Annotated in this window: 23 protein-coding genes; 15 read left to right on the plus strand and 8 right to left on the minus strand. The window is 68.3% G+C overall.

Annotated features, from left to right (window positions below; all coding sequences use genetic code 11):
- Positions 1-181 precede the first annotated feature (181 nt).
- Both HDA44_RS21320 and soxR read left to right on the plus strand, forming a co-directional pair.
- Positions 182-1,045: a hypothetical protein gene (locus HDA44_RS21320; protein ID WP_184837080.1), complete on the plus strand. Its 864-nt coding sequence runs from the start codon at positions 182-184 to the stop codon at positions 1,043-1,045.
- An 83-nt stretch (positions 1,046-1,128) separates the two neighbouring features.
- Positions 1,129-1,605: a redox-sensitive transcriptional activator SoxR gene (gene soxR / locus HDA44_RS21325; protein WP_184837083.1), complete on the plus strand. Its 477-nt coding sequence runs from the start codon at positions 1,129-1,131 to the stop codon at positions 1,603-1,605.
- A gap of 11 nt (positions 1,606-1,616) precedes the next feature.
- Here soxR and HDA44_RS21330 read toward each other — a convergent pair whose 3' ends face one another.
- Positions 1,617-2,201 (minus strand): TetR/AcrR family transcriptional regulator, encoded by a 585-nt coding sequence (locus HDA44_RS21330; RefSeq protein WP_184837085.1) that lies wholly within the window; start codon positions 2,199-2,201, stop codon positions 1,617-1,619.
- A gap of 52 nt (positions 2,202-2,253) precedes the next feature.
- Between HDA44_RS21330 and HDA44_RS21335 the strand changes: the two genes are divergently transcribed.
- Positions 2,254-3,135 (plus strand): alpha/beta fold hydrolase, encoded by an 882-nt coding sequence (locus HDA44_RS21335; RefSeq protein ID WP_238352508.1) that lies wholly within the window; start codon positions 2,254-2,256, stop codon positions 3,133-3,135.
- Positions 3,136-3,298: 163 nt separating this feature from the next.
- Positions 3,299-3,982, plus strand: coding sequence for a snapalysin (gene snpA, locus HDA44_RS21340; RefSeq protein ID WP_184837088.1), 684 nt, complete (start codon positions 3,299-3,301; stop codon positions 3,980-3,982).
- 70 nt (positions 3,983-4,052) lie between these two features.
- Here snpA and HDA44_RS21345 read toward each other — a convergent pair whose 3' ends face one another.
- On the minus strand, positions 4,053-5,081 hold the full coding sequence (locus HDA44_RS21345) for a substrate-binding domain-containing protein (RefSeq protein ID WP_184837090.1): 1,029 nt from the start codon (positions 5,079-5,081) through the stop codon (positions 4,053-4,055).
- Positions 5,082-5,301: 220 nt separating this feature from the next.
- Here HDA44_RS21345 and HDA44_RS21350 point away from each other — a divergent pair, with 220 nt between their 5' ends.
- Entirely contained in the window at positions 5,302-6,378 is a 1,077-nt protein-coding gene (locus HDA44_RS21350) for an ABC transporter ATP-binding protein (protein ID WP_184837092.1), read from the plus strand.
- Between the two features lie 16 nt (positions 6,379-6,394).
- Here the strand turns inward: HDA44_RS21350 and HDA44_RS21355 are convergent, their stop codons facing one another.
- Positions 6,395-7,387: a glycosyltransferase family 2 protein gene (locus HDA44_RS21355; RefSeq protein ID WP_238352509.1), complete on the minus strand. Its 993-nt coding sequence runs from the start codon at positions 7,385-7,387 to the stop codon at positions 6,395-6,397.
- A 93-nt stretch (positions 7,388-7,480) separates the two neighbouring features.
- Here HDA44_RS21355 and HDA44_RS21360 point away from each other — a divergent pair, with 93 nt between their 5' ends.
- From HDA44_RS21360 to HDA44_RS21380, 5 genes are all read left to right on the plus strand, one after another.
- Positions 7,481-9,979, plus strand: a complete 2,499-nt coding sequence (locus tag HDA44_RS21360; protein ID WP_184837094.1) for a YfhO family protein — start codon at positions 7,481-7,483, stop codon at positions 9,977-9,979.
- 334 nt (positions 9,980-10,313) lie between these two features.
- The gene (locus tag HDA44_RS21365) at positions 10,314-10,619 is read left to right on the plus strand and encodes a metal-sensitive transcriptional regulator (protein WP_184837096.1); all 306 of its coding nucleotides are present in this window, start codon (positions 10,314-10,316) and stop codon (positions 10,617-10,619) included.
- A 60-nt stretch (positions 10,620-10,679) separates the two neighbouring features.
- The gene (locus HDA44_RS21370) at positions 10,680-10,898 is read left to right on the plus strand and encodes a heavy-metal-associated domain-containing protein (protein ID WP_184837098.1); all 219 of its coding nucleotides are present in this window, start codon (positions 10,680-10,682) and stop codon (positions 10,896-10,898) included.
- Complete coding sequence (locus tag HDA44_RS21375; protein ID WP_184837100.1) at positions 10,895-11,878, plus strand: hypothetical protein; 984 nt, start codon at positions 10,895-10,897, stop codon at positions 11,876-11,878. The genes HDA44_RS21370 and HDA44_RS21375 overlap by 4 nt, the downstream gene beginning before the upstream one ends.
- Entirely contained in the window at positions 11,862-14,075 is a 2,214-nt protein-coding gene (locus HDA44_RS21380) for a heavy metal translocating P-type ATPase (RefSeq protein ID WP_184837102.1), read from the plus strand. Before HDA44_RS21375 ends, HDA44_RS21380 begins: the two co-directional genes overlap by 17 nt.
- Before the next feature lie 48 nt (positions 14,076-14,123).
- Here the strand turns inward: HDA44_RS21380 and HDA44_RS21385 are convergent, their stop codons facing one another.
- A complete protein-coding gene (locus HDA44_RS21385) occupies positions 14,124-15,116 on the minus strand; it encodes a LacI family DNA-binding transcriptional regulator (protein ID WP_184837105.1) in 993 nt (330 codons plus the stop codon).
- Positions 15,117-15,193: 77 nt separating this feature from the next.
- Between HDA44_RS21385 and HDA44_RS21390 the strand changes: the two genes are divergently transcribed.
- Together HDA44_RS21390 and dgoD are read left to right on the plus strand one after the other, a co-directional pair.
- Entirely contained in the window at positions 15,194-16,462 is a 1,269-nt protein-coding gene (locus HDA44_RS21390; protein ID WP_202887478.1) for a DUF4032 domain-containing protein, read from the plus strand.
- Positions 16,463-16,495: 33 nt separating this feature from the next.
- Complete coding sequence (gene dgoD, locus HDA44_RS21395) at positions 16,496-17,641, plus strand: galactonate dehydratase (RefSeq protein ID WP_184837109.1); 1,146 nt, start codon at positions 16,496-16,498, stop codon at positions 17,639-17,641.
- 115 nt (positions 17,642-17,756) lie between these two features.
- On the opposite strand, the gene HDA44_RS21400 is transcribed toward dgoD, so the two are convergent.
- The 3 genes from HDA44_RS21400 to HDA44_RS21410 all read right to left on the minus strand — a co-directional run bounded on the left by HDA44_RS21400 (position 17,757) and on the right by HDA44_RS21410 (position 21,345).
- A complete protein-coding gene (locus HDA44_RS21400; RefSeq protein WP_184837111.1) occupies positions 17,757-19,187 on the minus strand; it encodes a sialidase family protein in 1,431 nt (476 codons plus the stop codon).
- A gap of 163 nt (positions 19,188-19,350) precedes the next feature.
- Positions 19,351-20,118, minus strand: coding sequence for an SDR family NAD(P)-dependent oxidoreductase (locus tag HDA44_RS21405; RefSeq protein WP_184837113.1), 768 nt, complete (start codon positions 20,116-20,118; stop codon positions 19,351-19,353).
- A gap of 78 nt (positions 20,119-20,196) precedes the next feature.
- Complete coding sequence (locus HDA44_RS21410; protein ID WP_184837115.1) at positions 20,197-21,345, minus strand: acyl-CoA dehydrogenase family protein; 1,149 nt, start codon at positions 21,343-21,345, stop codon at positions 20,197-20,199.
- 86 nt (positions 21,346-21,431) lie between these two features.
- On the opposite strand from HDA44_RS21410, the gene HDA44_RS21415 reads away from it, so the two are divergent.
- From HDA44_RS21415 to HDA44_RS21425, 3 genes are all read left to right on the plus strand, one after another.
- Positions 21,432-22,016 (plus strand): TetR/AcrR family transcriptional regulator, encoded by a 585-nt coding sequence (locus tag HDA44_RS21415; protein WP_184837117.1) that lies wholly within the window; start codon positions 21,432-21,434, stop codon positions 22,014-22,016.
- A gap of 85 nt (positions 22,017-22,101) precedes the next feature.
- A complete protein-coding gene (locus tag HDA44_RS21420) occupies positions 22,102-22,980 on the plus strand; it encodes a S1 family peptidase (protein WP_184837119.1) in 879 nt (292 codons plus the stop codon).
- A 121-nt stretch (positions 22,981-23,101) separates the two neighbouring features.
- The gene (locus tag HDA44_RS21425) at positions 23,102-23,986 is read left to right on the plus strand and encodes a S1 family peptidase (protein WP_184837121.1); all 885 of its coding nucleotides are present in this window, start codon (positions 23,102-23,104) and stop codon (positions 23,984-23,986) included.
- Positions 23,987-24,043: 57 nt separating this feature from the next.
- On the opposite strand, the gene rlmB is transcribed toward HDA44_RS21425, so the two are convergent.
- Complete coding sequence (gene rlmB, locus HDA44_RS21430) at positions 24,044-25,015, minus strand: 23S rRNA (guanosine(2251)-2'-O)-methyltransferase RlmB (protein WP_184837123.1); 972 nt, start codon at positions 25,013-25,015, stop codon at positions 24,044-24,046.
- Position 25,016 lies beyond the last annotated feature (1 nt).

Below are 25,016 nucleotides of genomic sequence, written 5' to 3' on the forward strand. Positions count from 1 at the left end.
GCTGAAACCGACGGGTCGGAGCGCCTGGAACATCTCTGGTGACGCGACTCGCGCACCGACACCAGAAAAGTATAACCGATCGTGACGGCACCTCCGACCATCCAGACCACCCCCACCACTGGTCTCCCAAGCTGAAAGTCACCCTCCGGCACTGGCCCACCACGTGCCCTACCATCCTGCGATGGTCACGATCTGTATTGCCTTCAAGCTACCTCCGCGGTACGACCAGGCAGCTCGCACGATCAGCCGGCACGTGGCGCGGCAGAGCCCGTCCCAGTTCGTTCTCGGCGAACGGTTCGCCCGCGAGGACGGCGAGATCCCCGTCGCCCATTCGACGGTCCTTCAGGTCGAGATCGATCCCGCAGACATACCTGCCATGTGGGACGCCGTCCAGCAGAAGGTCGCCTCGCACTCCTCGCTACGGATCGACAACGCCGTCTACCGCCACAACCCGTACGGCGCGGTCGAGGCGCACTGGGATGCGTCGCCGGAGTGGACCGCTCTCCAGCAGGATGTAGTGGACGCCGCGCGCCCGTTCTGCAGAATGGCCGACAAGGACCCGTCCGGAGTCTCGAACGAAGAGATCCTGAGCTTCTGGCAGCAGAACCCGGACAACCGGGATCGGATCGAAAAGTTCACGCAGGATCATTTCGCCGAGACGGGCCCCTGGTACAGCCCACATGCGACGTTCACCTGGCTGGACACCGAGTTCGAGGCGCACCCCGACGGACTGCACGACTCCGACGGCGTGGTCACGAAAGAAGGTTTCCCCGACCTCGAGCCGCTCCAGGCCGAGTACCCGGCGGAGGCGTTCAACGGCGCCGAACTCGGCGAGCTCTGCTGCTTCCGGCGGGGCGGCCTCGGGACCTGTCTGGACGAGCGCGCGGATCCCATCACCCTGCCCTCCCGCCAAGAAGCACGGGCGGTCCGGGCAGCAACCGCTGGAATCACGTCGCCCGCGGCGGCAGCCGGCGAGCCTCGCCCGGAGTCCGACAGCGCACACCGCTCCACGATCGACCCGGAACGCGGGCGCTCAGGCCGCTGACCCGTCAGGCCTTGGACCGATGACTGTCCTGCCCTCACTTCAAGCGAGGTTGAGTTTTTGGGGTGGGGATCTAGGGTGTCGGTATGGGAGAGGAGAACGTCCCGAGCAAGGAGCACTGGCTCTCGATCGGGGAGATCGCGCAGCGGTCCGGAGTGGCGGCGTCGGCGTTGCGCTTCTACGAGGACCAGGGTCTGATCGATTCGCGGCGTACGGCCGGCAACCAGCGCCAGTACCAGCGCAGCACCTTGCGGCGGATCGCGTTCGTCCAGGCGGCGCAGCGGGTCGGTCTCGCGCTTGCCGAGATCAAGGAGGCACTGGACTCGCTGCCCGAGGACCGGACGCCGACGCGCGCCGACTGGAGCAAACTCTCCAAGTCCTGGCGCAGCCGCCTCGACGACCGGATCGCCGAGCTGGAGCGCCTGCGCGACGACCTCGACACGTGCATAGGTTGCGGCTGCCTGAGCCTGCAACGCTGCAACCTCTACAACAAGGAAGACCGCCTCTCCACGCGCGGACCCGGCGCCCGGCTGCTCAACGTCGGCATCCCCGGCGAGGCCTGACACTCAACAGCTCAGGACAGCAGGCCGTTCTCCACCAAACCAACCAACAGCTCGGCGGCGGCGGACGCGTCGTACGCCGGATCGCGTAGTGACTCGGCCACGATCGAGTCGATCCCGCCACCCAGTATCAACGCTGCCGATCGCAGGTCGAGCTCCCCGGCAATCCCCCGAGCATCCCGCGCCGTCGCCAGGAGATCCGCGACAACCCTCCACCTCTCCGCGGAATCAACCGCCGACTGGGTGGAGGTGACTGCTTCTATCAGCATGCGTACGTGGTGGGGGTGGTCGTGCAGGTGACTGATCATCGTGCGGATGTACGCGGCGGGCGCCTCGGCCGGCCCGGCAGCTTCCACCGCGGCGCCGACCTCGGCCACCACCCGCGACACGACCCGCGCGTGCGCCGCCGAGACCAGCGCCTGTTTGGACGGGAAGTGATACAGCACGCCCGCCTTCGTGATCCCCGCGCTTTCCGCGATCCGTCCGAGCGACGTCGCGGCGTACCCGTGCTCGGCGACCAACTGGATCGTCACGTCGACCAGCTGCGCCCGGCGGGCTTCCTCGGTGAAGGTCAGATTCCGGCCCCGCGCTGACGGCATGGCCTCAACTTACCGTATGGTCGGATCACTTACCGATCGGTTAGGAGACGTCATGCCGAAGAAGCGCCTCGGACACTGGAACAGTCCGGCTGGGTACGAGGACTACCGCGCCAAGTACGCGGCCGCGATGCGCGACGTCCCCGCACCAGACGCGACCCACGACATCCAGACCGGCTTCGGCACGGTCCGCACGTACCGCTTCAAGAGCAGCGCCGCCAGCGTTGACCCACTCGTCCTGCTCCCGGGCACCTCATCCGGTACGCCGGTGTGGGCCGGCAACCTGGACTCACTGCTCACGATCACCGACGTGTACGCGATCGACCTCCTCGGCGAGCCTGGGATGAGCGTCCAGACCGAACCCATCACCAGCGACGAAGACAAGGCGGCCTGGCTCGACCAAACCCTCGCCGCCCTCCCGGAGCAGAAGTTCAACCTTCTCGGCCTGTCGATCGGCGGCTGGACGGCGATGAATCTCGCCGTCCGCCGGCCGGAGCGGATCGCGACGGTGACCACCCTGGACGCGGTGAACGTGTACGACGGCATCCCGTTCGCCATCATCGTGCGCTCGCTGCCGGCCACGATCAAATGGCTGCCGCGTTCGTGGCGGGACAGCTTCAACTCGTACACGGCCGGTGGCAAACCGGTGGCGCACGTCCCGGTCGCGGACATGATCGAGTCCGGAATGAAGAACTACACGATCCGCCAGCCACCACCGCACCGGATCACCGAGCAGCAACTCGGCGCGCTGCCGATGCCGGTGCTCGCGATCATCGCCGGCCGGTCGGTGATGCACGATCCGGCAACGGCCCGCCGGACCGCAGAGCAGGCGCTGCGTACGCGGACCGTCGCGTTCTACCCGGACGCGTCGCACGCGATCAACGGCGAGTACCCGGACCGGATCGTGGCGGATCTGCGGACCTTCCTGAACCCATAACCATGTAGTTATGTCCGGCATAGAACCGGCCGGCTGCCGCGCGGGTTAACCCCTGGCTTTCGGGTGATGGGGTGCGGAAATCCGGGCCGCTTGCGACGATCCGATGGTGGCGATCGGTAATCCGCCCGTCGCTTTCCGCCACCGATTTCGGAGTGAGGCCTCCATGTCGCATCGTCGTATCCTGTCCGGTTTCGCAGCGCTCGCCGCTGCCGCGCTGGCTGTCCCCGCGTTCGCAGCGTCCCCCTCGACTGCCGCGCCGGCCACCAGCCCGAACGTCTCCACCACCGCCACCCGCGCGGCGTACGTCGGCTCGCCGCAGGACGAAGCCGCCACCAAGGCGTTCTACGACGCCGTGATGAAGTCCGCCCGGGCCAAGTTCGCCCAGCAGGCGAAGAGCGGTCGCAAGGTCACCGCGGTCACCGTCACGTACACCGTCGACGCACCGACCTTCCGGTCCCAGATCGCTTCCAGTACGTCGATCTGGAACTCGTCGGTGAGCAACGTGAAGCTCGCCGAGGGCAGCAACTACGACTTCTACTACACCGAGGGCAACGACTCGCGTGGTTCGTACGCGTCCACCGACGGTCACGGCAGCGGGTACATCTTCATCGACTACGCGCAGTCCCAGCAGTACGACAAGACCCGCATCGTCGCGCACGAGACCGGCCACGTCCTCGGCCTGCCCGACCACTACTCCGGCCCGTGCTCCGAGCTGATGTCCGGCGGCGGCCCCGGCCCGTCCTGTACCAACGCCTACCCGAACTCCACCGAACGCTCAAAGGTCAACCAACTCTGGGCCAACGGCAAGGCGACCCTCCCCCAGGCCGCCTTCCACGTGGCCAAGTAAGCCGACTTTGTGTACCCACCGCGCAGAAATCCGCTCTGAAAATGCGCGGTGGGTACACAAAGTGCGGGGGTCAGGCGGGGCCGGTGGAGCCGCGGACTACGAGTTCGGGGCGGAAGAGGAACTCGGTGTGGGGGGTGACGTGGCCGCGGACCTCTTCCAGGAGGGACTGGACGGCGGCCAGGCCCATGGCTTGTACCGGCTGGCGGATCGTGGTCATCGGCGGATCGGTGAACTCCATCATCGGCGCGTCGTCGTAACCGACCACCGAGATGTCACCAGGGACCGACAGACCGCGCTGGCGGGCGGCCCGGATGACGCCGAGCGCCATCATGTCGGAGCCGCAGACGACCGCCGTGACGCCGGCGTCGAGCAGCTGACGGCCCGCCGCTTCACCGCCCTCGACGCCGAACATGCTCAATGCCACCAGCGGTTCGAGGTCGTCGTCGGTCAGCCCGAGCTGCGCCTTCATCGACGTCCGGTACCCGGCCAGCTTCCGCTGCACGACCAGGAACCGCTCCGGCCCGGACGCGAACCCGATCCGGCGGTGGCCGAGGGCAACCAAGTGCGAAACGGCGAGCTCCATCGCGGCGTACTCGTCGGAGGAGACGAACGGTGCCTCCACTTCCGGCAGCCAGCCGTTCACGAACACCACCGGCAGCCGCCGCTCGACCAGGGCCTGGTACCGCCCGTGGTCCGCTCCGGTGTCGGCGTGCAGGCCGGAGACGAAGATGATCCCGGAGACGCCGCGCTCCAGCAGCATCTCGACGTACTCCTCCTCGGTCGCGCCGGACGGTGACTGCGTACACAGCACTGGGGTGAAACCGCGCTGCGACAGCGCCGACTCGATCACCTGGGCGAACGCCGGGAAGATCGGGTTGATCAGCTCCGGCATCACCAGCCCGATCAGGCCCGCGGACCGGCGCCGCAACCGCGACGGCCGCTCGAAGCCGAGTACGTCGAGCGCCGTCAGCACCGACTGCTTGGTGTCGTCGGCGACACCCGGCTTCCCGTTCAGTACCCGGGACACCGTCGCCTCGCTGACCCCCGCCTTGGCCGCGATGTCCGCCAGCCGTGCCCGCCCACCCGCGCCACTACTCACGCCCGGCACTGTACCGAGCCACCTCTGACTTTTCAGCAAGATCCTGCAAGAACTTGCAAGATGCGCACAGGTGTCCAGTCCGTGAACAGAACGGACACATCACACCCCGGATACCTTGTCAGGAGCTGCTGCTCAGGCGAGGATGGGCGGACTCCCCCGCCTGGGGGTGCCTTTACTCGGATCGTCCGGCACGTTCCTGCCGGTGAAGGGAAGTACAGTCATGGCTACTGTGTCGTTCAAGGCGGCAACCCGGGTCTACCCCGGTGGTGACAAGCCCGCCGTCGACAAGCTCAACCTCGAGATCGAGGACGGCGAGTTCATGGTGCTCGTCGGCCCGTCGGGCTGCGGCAAGTCCACCTCGCTCCGGATGCTCGCCGGCCTCGAAGAGGTCAACGAGGGTTCCATCTACATCGGCGACCGCGACGTCACGCACCGTCCGCCGAAAGAGCGGGACATCGCGATGGTGTTCCAGAACTACGCGCTCTACCCGCACATGTCGGTCGCCGACAACATGGGCTTCGCGCTGAAGATGCAGGGTGTCTCCAAGGAGGACCGGGCCAAGCGCGTCCTCGAGGCCGCCAAGCTGCTCGGCCTGGAGGAGTACCTGGACCGCAAGCCGAAGGCGCTCTCCGGTGGTCAGCGTCAGCGGGTCGCGATGGGCCGCGCGATCGTGCGTAACCCGCAGGTCTTCCTGATGGACGAGCCGCTGTCGAACCTCGACGCCAAGCTGCGGGTCCAGACCCGTACCCAGATCGCCGAGCTGCAGCAGCGCCTCGGCGTCACCACCGTCTACGTGACCCACGACCAGATCGAGGCCATGACGATGGGCGACCGGGTCGCGGTGCTCAAGGACGGTCTGCTGCAGCAGGTCGACACTCCGCTGAACCTGTACGACAACCCGAAGAACAAGTTCGTCGCGGGCTTCATCGGTTCGCCGGCGATGAACCTGATCGAGGCCGACATCACCGATGGTGGCGCCAAGGTCGGCGACTACACCATCCCGATCGCGCGCGAAGTACTGGCCAAGGCCGGTAGCGACAAGACCCTGACCGTCGGCGTTCGCCCGGAGGCCTTCAAGGTCGCCGACGAGGGCCTGCCGGTGAAGGTCGCCGTGGTCGAGGAGCTCGGCGCGGACGCGTACCTGTACGGCACCGCCGAGCACGGCGCGAACCAGCAGATCGTCGCCCGCATCGACGCCCGCCAGGTCGTCGAGAAGGGTTCCACGGTCCGGCTGCAGGCGCTGCCGGAGAAGCTGCACCTGTTCTCGGCCTCCACCGAGGAGCGGCTGTCCGTCTGACCCGCCCGTAGTACCTCTATCGGCCCCTGGTGGTTCTGCCACCGGGGGCCGATGGCTTTTCCAGCCGGTTGGCGGGGTCCATGTTGGTCTGCTTGAGCAGGTAGTGCGGGCGCTTCTTGGCCTCGTAGTAGATCCGGCCGATGTACTCGCCGATCACCCCGAGCATCACCATCTGCAGTCCGCCGAGCCCGGTGATGGCCGCGATCAGCGTCACGTACCCGGGCATCTCGACGCCGTGCACGATCGCCGCGACGATCACCCAGATCGCGTACCCGGCGGCGACCGCGGTGAGCAGCAGCCCGACGTAGATCGCCAGCCGTAGCGGCTTGTTGTTGAAGGACAGCAGCCCGTCCAGCCCGTACTCGAGCAGCCTGCGGAACGTCCAGCGGCTCTTCCGGTCCGGCGGTGGTTTCACGTTCTCGTACTCGAACAGGATCGACTCGAAGCCGATCCAGGCGAACAGGCCTTTCGAGAACCGGTTGTACTCGTTCAGCTCGAGCAGGCCGTCGACCGCGCGCCGCGACAGCAGCCGGAAGTCGCCGACGCCGTCCATCAGCTCCACGTCGGCCCACTTGTTGATCAGCCAGTAGTACGCCCGCGCGAACAGCGTCCGGGTGGCCGGGTCGCCGGTCCGGGTACGCCGGGCGATGACCTGGTCGAAACCGCGCTCGTACTCGGCCAGCATCCGGCCGATCAGCTCCGGCGGGTGCTGCAGGTCGGCGTCCATGATCACCACGGCGTCGCCGCTCGCGTACCGGAGGCCCGCGAGCATCGCCGCCTCCTTGCCGAAGTTGCGGCTGAAGGACAGGTACCGGACCGATTCGTCACCGGCTGCCAACCCAACCAGGGCCTCGAGCGTCCCATCAACGCTGCCGTCGTCGACGTACACGATCTCGTACGGACGGCCGGTGGCGGCCAGGTCGCGGCTCACCGCCTGATGGAACCGGGTGATTACCTCGATCTCGTTGTAACACGGCACCACCAGACTCAACCGCATCGTTGTCCCCATCCGCCCTGTGTACCGACTGTGATGCGATTCTTGTCCAGACCAGAACTACCCGCTAGCTTGAGCGAGCGAACCACCGGAACGAAGGGGCGGCCAATGGGTTCCGAGGACGGTACTGTCCGCCGGCGATCGGCGGTGTTACCTGCCGTCGTCGCGTTCGTCGTGGTGGCGGCGGTGTTCACCGCCTCCGGCATCATCCGCGGTACCTATCCCTTCGGTTCGCTGTCCCGCAGTACCAACGATCTTGGCACGCAGTACATCCCCTTCTTCGCCCACCTCTGGGACGTCCTGCACGGACGGGCCCAAGGTGACTTCCTGTTCAACTGGCAGAGCGCGTTCGGCGTCGGCTTCCTGGCCGATGCCGGCGTCGACCTCGGCAGCCCGTTGTCGTTGCTGGTCGGGCTGTTCCCCCGCGACCGGATCGACCTGGCCGTGTACGTCATCACCACTCTCAAACTCGGCCTGGCGGCCGCCGCGATGGCGGTCGTCCTGCTGAAGCTGCGTCCGGGCCCGCGCTGGGTCGCCGCGATGCTGGGTGCCTCGTACGGCGTCTGTGGCTGGGCCCTCGACGACGGATCGTACGTCCCGATGTGGCTGGACGGACTGATCGCCCTGCCGATGTTCTTCCTGGTGGCGGAGTGGTCGTTGCGGCGTACCAATCGGGTGCTCAGCGTGCTGGTCGTCGCCGTCTTCTGGCTGTCCAACTTCTACACCGCCTACATGGCAACGTTCGCGGGTGGGATCTACCTGCTCGCCCGGCTGCTGACCAGCGACCTGAGCTGGTCGCTGCGCCTCCGGTCGGTCATCCGGCACGGCATTTCGTTCGCGCTCGGGATAGCCTTGGTCGCGCCCATCCTGCTACCGATCATCACCGCGAACCGGGCCGCAACGCCGTCACCGTCCGGGATCTTCCGCCCGTCCGCGCTGGACGTGTTCCTGTCCCGGCTGCTGCCGCTGTCCGAGGGCGTCGGCAAGACCGCGAGCCTGTACGTCGGCACGGTCGCGCTGCTGCTCGCGCTGACGCTGCCGTTCAACCGGTTCGTGCCCTGGCGGAGCAGGGTGATCTGGGTGATCACCATCGTCGGAGTGGCGATGTCGTTCCGGTGGGCGCCGACGCAGGAGTTCTGGCACGCGTTCGACACCCCGAACGGCAGCCAGTACCGCGAGGCGTTCGTGCTGTGCGGCCTGCTGGTCGCGGCCGCGTGGGTCGCGGTCGCGCATCGGCTGCCTGGTCCGCTCGCGTTGCTCGGCGGCGGCGCGCTAGTGGCCGTGATCGCCGTACTGTCCGACGGCAGCCGGCTGCTGACCCGGCACTCGATGTTCGTGCTGATTGTGTCCGGAGCCGTCACTTTGGTTGCGTTCGGCACCATTTGGCTGCTGCGGCGAATGCCCGCCACGCGGCGGCTGAAGCTGCCGGTGGCGGCAGCTTTCGCGGTACTGCTCGCGGTCGTGACGGTCGAGACGACCTGGACCGCGATCATCACCGACGAGTACCGGGCGAAGGCGCTGACCCCGTCCGCGCCGGCCTGGACCGGCAAGGAGACCGACCAGCTGAACGCGATCCGCGCGGCGGGCGACTGGCCGAAGTACCGGACCGAGCCGGGTACGACGCTCACGCCCAACGACCCGATGCTGCTCGGCGGGCAGGGCGCCGGTCTGTACAGCAGTTTGTTGCCGTCGACCACCAACCAGCTGCTGACCGGCCTCGGCTTCGGCTGGTCCGGGTACGGGCGGGCGTCGCGCACGCTGGACAACCCCGTGACCGATGCGATCTTCGCGGTCGGAGCGCGGATGCGGCCCGCGGACGACGGCACGCCACACATCAGCCGCTCCGAGGCGCCGCCGCTCGTCACGGTCCAGCGCCGACTCGCGCCGGCACCCGCCAGTACTGACAGCAACGCACCGAACCCGTACGCCGCGCAGGATCAACTACTCGGCTCCAAGGTCTACGAGGTCCCGGAGTACAAGGGCACCCGATTCGCGACCGGCGAGGTCAAGCTGGTCGCCCAGTGCACGCCAGGTACGACCGCTTACCTGTTCATGCCCCGCGTCGGCGGGCGCGCCCGGCAGCCCGGCGGTAGTTGGCACGAGCTGAGCTCGACGCGGCGGCCCGGCATCAACACCAGCAGCGCGATGATCGACCTCGGCACGGTGCCGGCGACCGGCAACCTACTGATCGAGGTCAACTTCGGCGAAGCGCCGCAGGGCATCCCGCCAGAGAACGCGATCGGCTGCCTGGACGAAAAGGCGCTGGCCGGCGCGGTCAAGGGACTGCGGGCCACCGGCGCCAGCGACGTACAAGCCGGCGGGCATTCTCTGCACGCGACGCTGCGCCCCGGCAGCAAAGGCTGGGCAGTGCTCTCGGTACCGAAACTCGACGGTTGGACCTGCTCGGTCGACGGCGCGAAAGCCCAAACCCCACGAAACTTCGGCGGCCTGATGGCAGTACAACTCACCAACCCAGCCAAACGCGTCGACTGCACCTTCACCCCAGCCGGCCTCCGCCGAGGCCTCGCAATCGGCGCCGCCGCCGCCGTCCTCACCCTCGCAATCGCACTGACCGGCGCGGCACGCCGCCGCCGCACCCCCAGCTGACCCCCGCGACCCCCGCGATCCGCCCTACGCCCGCTACACAGCCGCTCCCCCCGTCGCCACCTCCCCGGTCGCCACCTCCCCGGTCGCCACCTCCCGGTCGCCACCTCCCCGTCGGGCACCTCCCCGTCGGGCACCTGCTCGTCGGGCACCTGCTCGTCGGCACCTCCTCGTCGCGACGAGCGGAGTACCTGCATGGGGCGCGTGGGATGGAGCACATTCTCCGGAATACCCCCAGCAGGTATGGCGTGGGGGTTGCGTGGGATACCCATAGGGGGTAATTTATTGGTCGTGGAGATACCCCCTAGGGGTAGTTAGATGGGAAGAGGAGCGCGCGATGGCCACCGATGAGGCAGCTGAGGTGCATGGCTACACCGCTGAGAAGACGAGTCATTTGAAGCGGTTGCGGCGGATCGAGGGGCAGATTCGTGGGCTGCAGCGGATGGTCGAGGAGGACAAGTACTGCATCGACGTCCTGACTCAGGTGTCCGCGGCCACCAAGGCGTTGCAGTCGTTCTCGCTGGAGCTGCTCGAGGAGCACCTCGCGCACTGTGTGGTCGAGGCCGCGCAGCGTGGTGGCCCGGAGGCCGAGGAGAAGGTCCGCGAAGCCTCCGACGCGATCGCCCGCCTCGTCCGCAGCTGACTCCACTTCAACCGCACACACAGCAGTACCTGGAAATTCTTTCGAGCTAGGAGCATTGATATGGCTACCACTACCTACTCCGTTGCCGGTATGACCTGTGGGCACTGCACTGCCTCCGTCACCGAGGAGCTGAGCAAGCTTGTCGGTGTGCAGGACGTGAAGATCGACCTCGTCGCGGGTGGCACCTCCGCGGTGCACGTGACGAGTGAATCCCCGCTCGACGAGGGCGCCGTTCGGGCGGCCGTCGACGAGGCGGGTTACGAACTGGCGGCGTCGTGAGCCGGGCCGTCGCGCTCCGGATCGGCGCGTTCGCCGGTGCGCTCGCGCTTGCCTTCGGGGCGGCGTACGGCGTCGGCTCCGCGGTCGATCCGATCGCGGCGGCCGACGAGACCTCCGCGGCCGCGGGGCACGGAGAGGAGATGGGTGGAATGGAGCAGAACTCACACGGCGGACACGGCGCCGGCAGCGGACAGCTGCCTGGGCTGGCGGTGTCCGACGCCGGCTACACGTTCGCACCGGCGGCGACGTTCTTCAGTCCTGGTACGAAGAACGAGTTGCGCTTCACGATCCAGGGACCGGACGGCAAGCCCGTCACGAAGTACACGAAGACGCACGAGAAGGACCTGCACCTGATCGTGGTGCGGCGGGACATGTCCGGGTTCCGGCACGTGCACCCGGAGCGGGCCGCGGACGGTACGTGGAGCATCCCGTTCACGTTCACCGCGGGCGGTACCTGGCGGATGTACGCCGACTTCCAGCCGGCCGGGTTCGACAGCACGATCACCTTGGGTACGGACGTGAACGTGTCCGGACTGTACATCCCGGTCCCGCTGAACGACCCGGCTCCGGTGACCAACGTGCACGGGTACGACGTGACGCTGGCGGGTACGCCGATCGCCGGCAAGGAATCCGAACTGACTTTCAAGATCAGCAAGAACGGTAAGCCGGTCACGGATCTGCAGCCGTACCTCGGCGCTTTCGGGCACCTGGTTTCGTTGCGGAGCGGCGATCTCGCGTACCTGCACAACCACCCGGCCGAGCATGCGGAGCCGGGTACGAAGGGCGGGCCGGCGATCAAGTTCGGGACAACTTTCCCGACCGCCGGAACGTACAGCCTGTTCCTGGACTTCCAGCACGCGGGCGCCGTACACACCGCCGAGTTCACCGTGAAGGTCGACGCGACCGGTACGGCGATCGTTCCACCGGGCACACCACCAAGTCACGCGGAGGAGGCACACGAACATGAGCCAGTCGGTTGAGCTCATCATCGGGGGGATGACGTGCGCCTCCTGCGCGGCGCGGGTGGAGAAGAAGCTGAACCGGATGGACGGGGTGACGGCGACCGTCAACTACTCCACCGAGAAGGCGAAAGTGACTTTCCCGGAGGGCGTTTCGACCGATGAACTGGTCGCGACGGTCGAGCAGACCGGGTACACGGCGGCGCTGCCGTCGCCGGCCGTCGAACCGTCCGCGACCGAGCCGGACGAGCTGAAGCCCCTGCGGGACCGGCTGACGGCGAGCATCGTGCTCGCGGTTCCGGTGATCGCGTTCGGGATGATTCCGGCGCTGCAGTTCGACTCGTGGCAGTGGGCGTCGCTGACGCTGGCGTTCCCGGTGGTGACGTGGGCGGCGTGGCCGTTCCACAAGGCCGCCTGGACGAACCTGCGGCACGGCGCCGCGACGATGGACACGCTGATCTCGCTGGGCGTGGTGAGCGCGTTCCTGTGGTCGCTGTACGCGCTGTTCTTCGGCTCGGCCGGCGCGCCGGGGATGAAGATGCCGTTCACGCTGATCCCGTCCCGGGGCGGCGGCGCCGAGGAGATCTACCTTGAGGTCGCGGCCGGCGTGACCACGTTCATCCTGGCCGGACGGTACTTCGAGGCCCGGGCGAAGCGCCGGTCGGGGGCCGCGCTGCGGGCCCTGCTGGAGCTGGGCGCGAAGGATGTCGCGGTTCTGCGGGACGGCACCGAGACCCGGATTCCGGCCGACCAGCTGGTCGTCGGTGACGAGTTCGTGGTCCGGCCGGGCGAGAAGATCGCCACCGACGGGATCGTTGTCACGGGCAACAGTGCGGTCGATGCGTCCATGCTCACCGGCGAATCCGTACCGGTCGAGGTCGGTCCGGAGGACGCGGTCGTTGGTGCGACCGTCAATGCGGGCGGCCGGTTGGTCGTACGGGCGACCCGCGTCGGCTCGGACACCCAGCTTGCGCAGATGGCACGGCTCGTGGAGGACGCGCAGAACGGGAAGGCCGCCGTACAGCGGCTGGCCGACCGGGTGTCGGGCATCTTCGTACCGATCGTGATCGGGCTTTCGCTGATCACGCTCGGTTTCTGGCTGGGCAACGGTTCACCGCTGACGGTCGCGTTCACGGCCGCGGTCGCCGTACTGATCATCGCCTGCCCGTGTGCGTTGGGACTGGCGACACCGACCGCGCTGATGGTCGGTACCGGGCGGGGCGCTCAACTGGGCATCCTGATCAAGGGGCCTGAGGTACTGGAGTCCACGCGGCGGGTCGACACGGTCGTACTGGACAAGACCGGCACTGTGACCACGGGCCGGATGGATCTGGTCGACGTACTGCTGGCTCCGGGCCAGGACCGGGCCGAGGTACTGCGGTTGGCGGGTGCGCTGGAGAATTCGAGCGAGCACCCGATCGCGCAGGCCGTCGCCCGCGCCGCGCTGGAAGCCGGGAAACTGCCGGAAGTCGAGGACTTCGGGAACGTCGAAGGCCTTGGCGTCCAAGGAATCGTCGACGGGCACGCCGTACTCGTCGGACGAACCCGGTTGCTGGAGGAGTGGAGCCAGTACCTGCCGGAGGAGCTCGCACATGCCAAGGAGCACGCCGAAGCCGAAGGCAGTACCGCGGTCGCGGTCGGCTGGGACGGTCAGGCGCGGGCGGTGCTCGTCGTCGCGGACACGGTGAAACCCACGTCCGTGGAGGCGATCGCTCAACTGAAGTCGCTGGGGCTGCGGCCGGTGCTGCTGACCGGGGACAACGAAGCGGTCGCGACGAAGGTGGCTGCCGAGGTCGGTATCGACGAGGTGATCGCGGAGGTCCTGCCGGCCGGCAAGGTCGACGCGGTGAAGAAACTGCAGGACGAGGGCCGCGTGGTCGCGATGGTCGGCGACGGCGTCAACGACGCGGCCGCCCTGGCCCAGGCCGACCTGGGCCTGAGCATGGGCACCGGCACCGACGTGGCGATCGAAGCCAGCGACCTCACCCTGGTCCGAGGCGACCTCCGCGCCGCCGCCGACGCCATCCGCCTCTCCCGCAGCACCCTCCGCACCATCAAGGGCAACCTGTTCTGGGCCTTCGCCTACAACGTAGCCGCCCTCCCCCTCGCCGCCGCCGGCCTCCTCAACCCCATGCTCGCCGGCGCCGCCATGGCCTTCAGCTCAGTCTTCGTAGTAACCAACAGCCTCCGCCTCCGCCGCTTCAAACCGCTGTCTTAGACGGAGATTGCAAGAATCTGACTATCGACGGCAGATTATTTGCGAGCGCTAGCCGCGGGGGCGGGTGGTGGAGGCTCGGACGATCAGTTCGGGTTCGAAGAGTAGTTCGTCGGGTGGGACGGTGGCTCGTTCGATCAGGGCGGTGAGGAGGGCTACGGCGGCTTGGCCCATGGCGTTGATCGGCTGGCGGACGGTGGTCAGGGGTGGGTCGGTGCAGTTCATCATCGCGGAGTCGTCGTGCCCGATCACCGAGACGTCCTCGGGTACGGAGAGGCCGGTACGGCGGGACGCTCGGATCGCGCCGAGGGCGAGGGTGTCGCTGGCGCAGACGATGCCGGTGACGCCGCGATGCACCAGTTTGGTCGCGGCCGCGTGGCCGCCTTCCAGGGAGAACATCGCATGCTCGACCAGCTCCGGGTCGGCGTCGGCGGTGGCCAGGAAGGCGGCCAGTTTGCGTCGCGACGGGATGTGGTCGCGGGGGCCGAGCACCATCCCGATCCGCTGGTGGCCAAGGGCCCGCAGGTGACCGATCGCGATCTCGGTGGCCACCTGATCATCCGACGAGACCTGCGGAAACCCGAGGTGGTCGACGGCCGCGTTGACCAGTACGGCCGGCAGTTTGCGCTCCTGGATCAGCTCGTAATGCTGATGCGGCGCGTCCGCCTGCGCGTAGTACCCGCCGGCGAACACGACGCCGGACACCTGCTGCTGAAGTAGCAGGTCGACGTAGTCCGCTTCGGACACGCCGCCGAGCGTCCGCGTACACAGCAGGGACGTGAAGCCCTGTTGCGCGAGCGCTCCCGCGACCACCTCGGCGAACGCGGGGAAGATCGGGTTCCGCAGCTCGGGCAGTACCAGGCCGACCAGCCTGGCCCGGTCGCCGCGAAGCTGGGTCGGGCGCTCGTACCCGAGCACGTCGAGCGCGGTCAGCACCGACTCCCGGGTCACCTCGGACACGCCCGGTTTCCCGTTCAGGACGCGGCTCACGGTGGCTTCGCTGACGCCGACCTTCTTGGCCACCTCTGCGAGCCGTCGTGTCATGCCGCAAATTCTATGTCTGATCACGCAAGTTCTTGCAAGAGGTTGCGGCACCCGGCGCCTGACGTTTCGCGGTGCGGATGCGCTGCCTGAGAGGTCAGGATGCTGACAGACTGGTACCCGTGCCCCGATTCGTCGCCACCCGCCCCGACACCGGACTGCTGTCGCTGCCCTGGGACGTCCCGCTGGAGGACTGGCCCGAGGACCAGCTGGTCGCGCTGCCGCGCGGTATCTCGCGGCACGTGGTCCGGTTCGTCCGGGTCAACGGCAGCGTGTACGCGATCAAGGAGGTACTCGAGCATCTCGCCATGCACGAGTACCGGCTGCTCCGCGACCTCGAACGGCTGGAGGCCCCGGCGGTCGAACCGGTCGGCGTGATCACCGACCGGGTGGACCGCAACGGCGAGCCGATCGACTCGATCCTGATCACCCGGCACCTGCAGTTCTCGCTGCCGTACCGCGCGCTGTTCTCCAGCACGCTCCGGCCGGACACGGTGAACCGGCTGATCGACGCGCTGGTCGCGCTGATCGTCCGGCTGCACCTGCTCGGCTTCTTCTGGGGCGACTGCTCGCTGTCGAACACGCTGTTCCGCCGTGACGCCGGCGCGTTCGCCGCGTACCTGGTGGATGCCGAGACCGGTGAGCTGCACCAGGACATCTCCGACGGACAACGCGCGCACGACCTGTACACGGCCGAGATCAACCTGTTCGGCGAACTGCTCGACCTGCAGGAGGGCGGGCTGCTCGACGAGTCGATCGACCCGCAGGAGACGGTCGAGTCGATCCAGAAGCGGTACGAGGCGCTCTGGGCCGAGCTGACCGCGCCGGAGGAGTTCGCGGGAGACGAGATGCACCGGCTGGACTCCCGGATCCGGCGGCTGAACGAGCTCGGCTTCGACGTCGCCGAGATCGACATCATCACCGACTGGGACGGCAGCCAGGTCCGCATCCAGCCGAAGGTCGTGGACGCCGGCCACCACTCCCGCCGCCTGCTCCGCCTCACCGGTCTGGACGTCGAGGAGAACCAGGCGCGCCGGCTGCTGAACGACCTGGACTCGTTCGCCGCCGCCACCGACCAGCAGAACGAGGACGAGGAGATCGTCGCGCACCAGTGGCTGACCGACGTCTTCGAGCCGGTGGTCCGCTCGGTCCCGCGCGACCTGAACCGCAAGCTCGAGCCGGCCGAGATCTTCCACGAGGTCCTCGAGCACCGCTGGTTCCTGTCCGAGGAGGCCGGGCACGAGGTCGACACGATGCAGGCGGCCCGCTCGTACGTGCAGGACGTACTGGCCGCGAAACCCGACGAGAAGCTGGCGCTGCCGACACCAGGTGCCCCCGAGCTGGACTGACCCGCGCGCCGCGCCGACCCTTAGGGTCGAGACGTGAAAATCGTCGGATACGAAACCTTCCTGGTGGCGCCGCGCTGGCAGTTCCTGCGGATCGACACCGATGCGGGCATCAGCGGCTGGGGCGAGCCGATCGTCGAGGGCCGGGCGGAGGCGGTCCAGGGCGCGGTCGCGGCAATGATGGAGAACCTGGTCGGCGCCGATCCGCTGCGGACCGAAGAGCACTGGCAGGTGCTGGCCAAGGGCGGCTTCTACCGCGGCGGCGCGGTGCTGTCGAGCGCGCTGGCGGGCATCGACCAGGCGCTGTGGGACATCAAAGGCCGGTTCCACGACGTGCCCGTCCACGAGTTGCTCGGCGGCCCGGTGCGAGATCGGGTACGCGTGTACACCTGGGTGCACGGCGCGGACAACGCCGAGCTGGTCGACCAGGCGCAGGCCAAGGTCGCCAAGGGCTTCACCGCGATGAAGCTGAACCTGTCCGAGGCGCTGCCGCCGATCCCGTCGGCCGCGCAGCTGCGCGCCGCGGTCAGCCGGGTCGAGGCGCTGCGCTCGGCGCTGGGTGACGACATCGACATCGCCCTCGACTTCCACGGCCGGTTCAGTACGGCGGCGACCCGGCAGATCCTGCCCTTGCTGGAGCCGCTGCTGCCGATGTTCGTCGAGGAGCCGGTCACCCCGGAGTACTCGCGGGACCTGCGCCGGATCACCGAATCCACCAGCATCCCGATCGCGGTCGGCGAGCGGCTGTTCTCCCGCTGGGACTTCCGGGACGTACTACCGACCGGGATCGCGGTCGCCCAGCCGGACATCTCCCACGCCGGCGGCATCTCCGAGCTGCGCCGGATCGCCGCGATGGCGGAGGCGTACGACGTGAACGTCGCGCCGCACTGCCCGCTCGGCCCGATCACCTTGGCGGCGAGCCTGCAGATCGACTTCGCCATCCCGAACTTCCTGATCCAGGAGCAGAGCCTCGGCATCGAGTACGGCGGCGGCAACGAGCTGCTCGACTACTTGGTCGACCCAACGGTCTTCGCCTTCGCCGACGGGCACGTACGGCGGCCGACCGGCCCCGGGCTGGGGATCGAGGTCAACGAGGAGGTCGTCCGCGCGGCAGCCGCCGAACCGCATCGCTGGCGATCACCGGTACTCCGGCACGACGACGGATCATTCGCCGAGTGGTGAAGCCGGGATGACATAAGCAACTCGACAGGAGGTGTCGCCCGGTTCGGGACCCACGCACGCGGGAGTAGGTGTGCGGGGCCTGCGGAGCCGGCGATACCTCCTGTCGAGCTGCCGATCAGAAGGTGGTGCTGTGCAGGTCTACCGGGTTGTTGGTGTTGCCGGTGGCGACGCTGTAGACGGCTACGAAGGACTTACCGGTGGAGACCAGGCCGGTGTAGTCGCCGAGCATTCGGCCGGAGCTGGTTGCCGGTACCTTGCGTGCGTCGAACGGTCCTTCGAGGTGCTTCTCGGTCCAAGAGCCGGCCGTGGTGCAGGCCGACTTGCAGGTGATGGCCCAGAAGTCCGTCGGCAGGCTCGAGTCGGCGGTGTTGTTGCGGAAGTCGTAGTACGTGATCGCGGCTGTCCCGTCGGACGAAACGGCGATTGCCGGTACGGCCGCCGAGCCCTTCGGGGTCTTGTCCACACGCGCCGGAGCGGACCAGGTCTTGCCGCTGTCGGCTGAGCGGGCGTACGCCACGTGGAACGTACCGTCGGCGGCTTGGCTCTGCCAGGTGGCGTGTACGACCTTGGTCCCGGGTTGAGCAGCTAGCAAAGGCAAGCTGGCATTGCGGATCGGGTCGCTGCCGCCGTCCGGGTCCGGGATGCGGGTGGTGACTGCGAGTGGGGCCGGTGCGTTCAGCGTCGGCTTCGACCAGGTCGCGCCGCCGTCGGTGGAGCGGATCACCTGCGTGGCGCCTGCTGTCGCGGTGAGGTAGTGCATGCCGATCAGCAAGGTGCCGTCCGCGAGCGGGGTCAGCACCGTGCCGATGGTGCCGGTGTTGTCCGGTACGTCGTAGATCTTCTTCGCTTTGGACCAGGTACGGCCGTCGTCGGTCGACTTGGACAGGTAGACCGGCTGCACCGAATGCTCCGCGCTGTCGGTGGAGGTGTCCTCGACGCGGTCCCACACCGTGTACACGACGCCGGGGTGGTACGGGTCCGCGGTGACGGCCGGGCGGTCGTTGAACAGCTTCGAGGTGGTGTCGCGTTGCAGGGTCACCGCGTCGGCCCAATGCTCGCCGCCGTCGCCGGAGCGGGCGACCTGCATCGCGGTGATCTCGCCGTCGCGGGACAGTGAGAACGAGGCCGCGATCGCCGCGCCCGATGGTGTGATCGTGAGCCAGTGGTCGGTGGTGACGTCGTACGCCCCGCCTGTGCAGGCAGAGAACGGGGGCAGTGCCGCGGACCGGTGCCAGCTCGCGCCCCCGTCGTTCGAGACGGAGGTGACCGCGCCGTTGCTGCCGTACCGGTTCCAGCGGTCCTGCTGGTACGCGGTGACCAGATGCGACGGGTGTTTCGGGTCGACGGCGAGGTGCGGCTGGACCTCGGTGTTCGGGTAGAGCGTGTAGCCGTCGGCCGGGCCGGCGCCACAGCCGGCCTGCAGCGGGCTGGTACCGGAGACCGGAACCGCGGCGGAAACACCGGTCGCGCTGGACTGCGCGACGACGGCGGAAGTAGCCAGGATGACCGCGGCCGAAAGCAGCAGCCGAGAACGGGTAGTCGTCAAGTGAGCCTCACAGTCTCCGGACAGCCGAACAGGACAGTGCGTTCCCCCAGGGTGCGCGCCATCTTGACCCAACCCGCGACCATCCCGCCACGTTCACTGCCCAGCTAGCTACCGCCTCAACAAGTTCCTCCCAAACCACCCAGAAACCGGCACTGGCCCGCACTCAGCGTGGGGGCATGCGGAGGGCTCCGTCGAGGCGGATTACCTCGCCGTTGAGGAGTTGGTTGTCGAGGATGTGGCGGACCAGGGCGGCGTACTCCGACGGTTTGCCGAGGCGGGACGGGTGTGGGATCTGCTGTTCCAGGACCGTGCGGGTTTCCTCGGGGAGGCCGGCCAGCATCGGGGTTTCCATGGTGCCGGGGGCAATGGTGACGACCCTGATGCCCTTGTCCGCAAGGTCGCGGGCGGCGGTGAGGGTGAGGGCGACGATCCCGCCCTTGCTCGACGCGTACGCTGCCTGCCCGACCTGGCCGTCGTACGCCGCGATCGACGCCGTCATCACCACGACGCCGCGGTCACCGTCAGCGGACGGGTCAGCGGCGAGCATCCGCTCGGCGGCCAGCCGGAGTACGTTGAAGGTGCCGATCAGGTTCACCTCGATCACCTGCCGGAAAGTTGCCAGCGGCAACGGACCTTTCCGGCCGACGACCCGGCCGGGGGTCGCGACCCCGGCGCAGGTCACCAGCACCCGCAACGTCCCGAGCGCCGCCGCCGCGTCCAGCGCCGCCGTCACCGCGGCCTCGTCGGTGACATCGGCGGGCGCGAACACCACCCGATCTCCCAGCTCGTCCGCGAGCGCCTTGCCCGCGGACGACGGCAGATCGACGATCACCACGCCGAGCCCGTCCGCGGCCAGCCGCCGGACCGTCGCCTCCCCGAGCCCCGATCCACCACCGGTGACCAGAGCGACATCGGACGGGCTGAACTCCATCACAGACTCCTCAACAGTCGACTCACACACTGCACGACAGATCACGCGGCCCACACGCTTCACACCAGATCGCGCGACTCACACGCCCCGCAACAGGTCGCGGCTGATGACCAACCGCTGGATCTGGTTCGTACCTTCGAAGATCTGGGTCACCTTGGCCTCGCGCATGTACCGCTCGGCCGGGAACTCCCGGGTGTAACCGTACCCACCGAGCACCTGGACCGCGTCGGTGGTGACCTTCATCGCGGCGTCCGTACAGACCAGCTTCGCGATCGCCGCCTCCCGGGTGAACGTCCGGCCGAGGTCCCGCCGGCGCGCGGCGTGCAGGTACGTAGCGCGCCCGGACTCGACCGCCGCGGCCATGTCCGCGAGCAGGAACTGCACCCCTTGGAACTCGGCGATCGACTGCCCGAACTGCTGCCGCTCCCGCGCGTACGCGGTCGCGAGGTCGAGCGCCGCCTGACCGAGACCGATCGCGCACGCGGCGATCCCGAGCCGCCCGGAGTCGAGCGCGGACAACGCGATCCGCATCCCGTCGCCCTCGGCCCCGATCCGGTTCGCCGCCGGAATCCGTACGTCGTCGTAGTTCACCAGCGTCGTGGTCGACCCGGTCAGCCCCATCTTCCGCTCCGGCGCGCCGAAGCTCAGCCCGGCCGTACCAGCGGGCACGTGGAACGCGGAGATCCCGTGCTTCGGATCATCCGACGTACGCGCGAAGGTGGTGAAGAAGTCCGCGTACGGCCCGTGGCTGATCCACGCCTTGGTCCCGTTCAGCACGTACGAATCACCGTCCCGGACCGCCCGCGTGGTCATCGAGCTGATGTCGGAACCCGCCTGCGGTTCGGACAGCGCGTACGCGCCGAGGAGCTCGCCGCCGACCATGTCCGGCAGCAGCCGCGCCTTCTGTTCGTCGCTACCGAACGTCGCCAGCCCGTAGCTCGTCATCGTGTGCACCGAGACGCCGACCCCGACCGACATCCAGGCGGACGCGATCTCCTCGAGCATCTGCAGGTACACCTCGTACGGCTGCTCCGCGCCGCCGTACTGCTCCGGGTAGGGCAGGCCGAGCAGACCGGCCTTGCCGAGCGTACGGAACGCGTCCCGCGGGAAGGTCTCGCTCTCTTCGGCCTTCGCCGCGTACGGGGCGAGTTCGTGCTCACACAGGTCACGCACCAGCGCGAGCAGATCAACGGATTCGTCAGTGGGCAGGAGTCGGTCGACCGTCATCAGGGGCCCCCTTTCGACAACTACCAAAATGATACTCAGAACGATACTGGCGCACCTAATTTAGTATCGTTCTATGCTGTCTCGATATGACAACAGTCGTTCCGGGGCGGCGTACCCGCCGACAGTCCGAGCTCCTCGACCGGCTCCTGTCGCTGTTCCTCGAGCAGGGGTTCAGCCGGTTCACCCTGGATGACCTGGCCGCCGAGCTGCGCTGCAGCAAGACCACCCTGTACGCGCTCGCGCGGAGCAAGGAGCAGCTCGCCGTCGAGGTGGTGAAGCACTACTTCAAGAATGCCACCGCCCAGGTGGAGTCGGCGGTCGCCCGGCAGACCCGGCACGACCGGCGGATCGCCGCGTACCTGAACGCGGTCGCGGACGCGCTCCGGCCGGCCAGCCGGACCTTCCTCGACGACGTGGCCACGTTCGCCCCGGCCCGGTCGGTGTACGAGCGGAACACCCGGATCGCCGCCGAACGGGTCCGGCAGCTGATCGAGGACGGGATCAACAGCAAGACCTTCCGGCAGGTCGACATCGCGTTCGCGGCCGAGATGATCGCGCACACGATGCAGGCGATCCAGCGCGGCGACATCGCCCGTCGTACCGGGCTGAACGACGCCGAGGCGTACCGCGAGCTGGCGTCCTTCGTCCTGCACTCCCTGCGCCTCGACTGAACCACCTGTCCCCTTAGGGTGGGTGACCGTCCTCTTGCTGCCACACCGTGCATCAGAGCCGTACGCCCCGGAAGGCTGATGACCTATGAGATCTCTTCGACGCGCCGCGGCGCTGGTGGTGGCCGCCGGTCTCACCCTGGCCGCTGCCGTACCGGCCAGCGCGGACCCGGTGAAGCCGCCCAAGCTGTCCGCCCGGGCGATCACGGCGACGCTGAACGACCAGATCCACACCGCCGGTACGGCCTGGATGACCAAACCGGACGGCACCGTGGTCGTTTCGTACGATCCGACCGTCACCGGCACGAAGCTGACGAAGCTGACCGGTCTGACCAAGCAGCTCGGTTCGAACGTCACGCTGGAGAAGCTGCCGGGCAAGCTGCAGAAGTACATCAGCGGCGGGATGGCCACGTACGGCGGTGAGTACAAGTGCACCGTGGGCTTCAACGTGCAGCGGCGCGGGAAGTACTACTTCCTCACCGCCGGTCACTGCGGCGTTGACGCGGCACGCTGGTACCAGGACCCGAACCACCGGGTGTACGCCGGCGCGGTGCACCACGCCAGCTACCCGTGGAACGACTACGCGCTGGTCGTGTACCGCACCGACATCAAGATGAAGACGCCGGGCGGCAGCGTGTACCTGTACAACGGGCGCTCGCAGGACATCACCAAGGCGATGACACCGGGTGTCGGACAGCTGGTGTACCGCTCCGGTGCGACCAGCGGCCTGCACAGCGGGCGGGTCACCGGGCTGAACGCGGTCGTGAACTACGGCGACGGGCGCGTGGCCGGCCTGATCCGTACCAACGTGTGCGCCGAGCAGGGCGACTCCGGCGGGCCGCTGTTCTACCGGCAGTGGGCGTTCGGGCTGACGTCCGGTGGTTCGGGCGACTGCAAGAGCGGTGGCGTGACCTACTTCCAGCCGGTGGTGGAAGCCCTCAACGCGTACGGCGTGTACATCTACTGACGCAGGATTCCCCACTCTCCGGATTCACCTGAATACTCAGGGCGAGAGTGGGTAGGACCCCTCACGGTTGAAGTCAAGGACGCCCCGCCCCGGGCGTCCAACTCGTGAGGAGGCTGAAACCATGAACCTGTCCCCACTCCGCCGTACCACCGCCCTCCTGGCCGCGGCCGGGCTGGCCGCCGCCGGACTGCTGGCGTCGCAGGCGTCGGCCGCACCGGTCAACCCGTCCGCGCTGTCCGCGGCGGCGATCACGTCCACGCTGAGCAAGGACGCGACCATCCCGGGTACGGCCTGGGAGACCGCTCCGGACGGCCGGATCATCGTGTCGTACGACGACACCGTGACCGGTGCGAAGCTGTCCAAGCTGACCGGTGTGACCAAGCAGTTCGGTCAGCGGGTCACGCTGGAGAAGATGAAGGGCAAGCTGACCAAGTACATCGCCGGTGGTGACGCCATCTACGGCGGCCAGTACCGGTGCTCGCTCGGTTTCAACGTACGCAGTGGCAGCACGTACTACTTCCTGACCGCTGGTCACTGCGGCAACATCGCATCCAGCTGGTACTCGAACTCCGCCAAGACCACGCTGCTCGGTACCACGTACGGATCGAGCTTCCCCGGGAACGACTACGCGATCGTGCAGTACAGCTCGTCGTACACGAACCACCCCGGCACGGTCGACCTGTACAACGGCTCCTCGCAGGACATCACGTCCGCCGGCAACGCGACCGTCGGCCAGGCGGTCAAGCGCAGCGGTAGCACCACCGGCGTACACAGCGGCAGCGTCACCGGCCTGAACGCCACGGTGAACTACGCCGAAGGCACCGTCAGCGGCCTGATCCGCACCAACGTCTGCGCCGAAGGCGGCGACTCCGGCGGCGCGCTCTTCGCCGGCACCGTAGCCCTCGGCCTCACCTCCGGCGGCTCCGGCAACTGCACCTCCGGCGGCACGACCTACTTCCAGCCCGTAACCGAAGCCCTGTCCCGCTACGGCGTCAGCGTCTACTGACCCGGCGCCCTGCGAAACGAAACGCCCGGTCCGGGGCTTCCCGGCCGGGCGTTCCCGTCAGCTCTCGGTGGCGCGGCGGCGGGAGATTTCGTAGAGGGTTACGCCGGCGGCTATGCCGGCGTTGAGGGATTCGGTGGCGGTGGTCATCGGGATCGAGACGATCAGGTCGCAGTTCTCCCGGACCAGGCGGGCCAGGCCTTTGCCTTCGGAACCGATCACCAGGACGATCGGCTCGGTCGCCGCCTCGAACTCGGGCAGGTCGACGGCGCCGTTCATGTCCAGGCCGATCACCAGCAGGCCGGCGTCCTTGTAGGACTTGAGCGCGCGGTTCAGGTTCCCGGCGCGGGCGACCGGGATACGGGCGGCGGCGCCGGCGGACGTCTTCCAGGCCGACGCGGACATCGACGCGGTCCGGCGCTCGGGTACGACCACGCCGTGCGCCCCGAAGGCAGCCGCCGACCGGGTGATGGCGCCCAGGTTGCGCGGGTCGGTGACACCGTCGAGCGCGACGATCAGCGGCACCTCGCCCGCGTCGTACGCCCGCTGCAGCAGGTCGTCCGGATGCGCGTACTCGTACGGCGGGATCTGCAGCGCGACGCCCTGATGCGCGCCACCGGCGGTGACCCGGTCGAGCTCCGTACGCGGCACCTCGAGCACCGAGACACCGGTCTCGACCGCGACCAGCAGCGCCTCGCGCAGCCGGGCGTCCCGCTCGGTGCCCTCGGCGACGTGCAGCGCCGACGCCGGTACGCCGGCCCGCAGCGCCTCGACCACCGGGTTCCGCCCGTAGACCCACTCGACGCTGGCGTCGTTGTCCTTGCGGGCCGGGCGACGGCCGCGCTGCTCGCGATCCTTGGCCCGCTCGGCCGCCTTGGCCCGCTTGTGCGCGGGGTGCTTGACCCGGTCGACCGCCTTCGGCGTCGGGCCCTTGCCCTCGAGACCGCGGCGGACCCGGCCCCCGGACCCGGCCGTCGGGTTGCCCCGCGGCTTCTTCCGGATGGCACCCTTGCGCTGGCTACTGCCTGGCACG

The sequence above is a fragment of the Kribbella solani genome, assembly GCF_014205295.1.
Lineage (GTDB): Bacteria > Actinomycetota > Actinomycetes > Propionibacteriales > Kribbellaceae > Kribbella > Kribbella solani.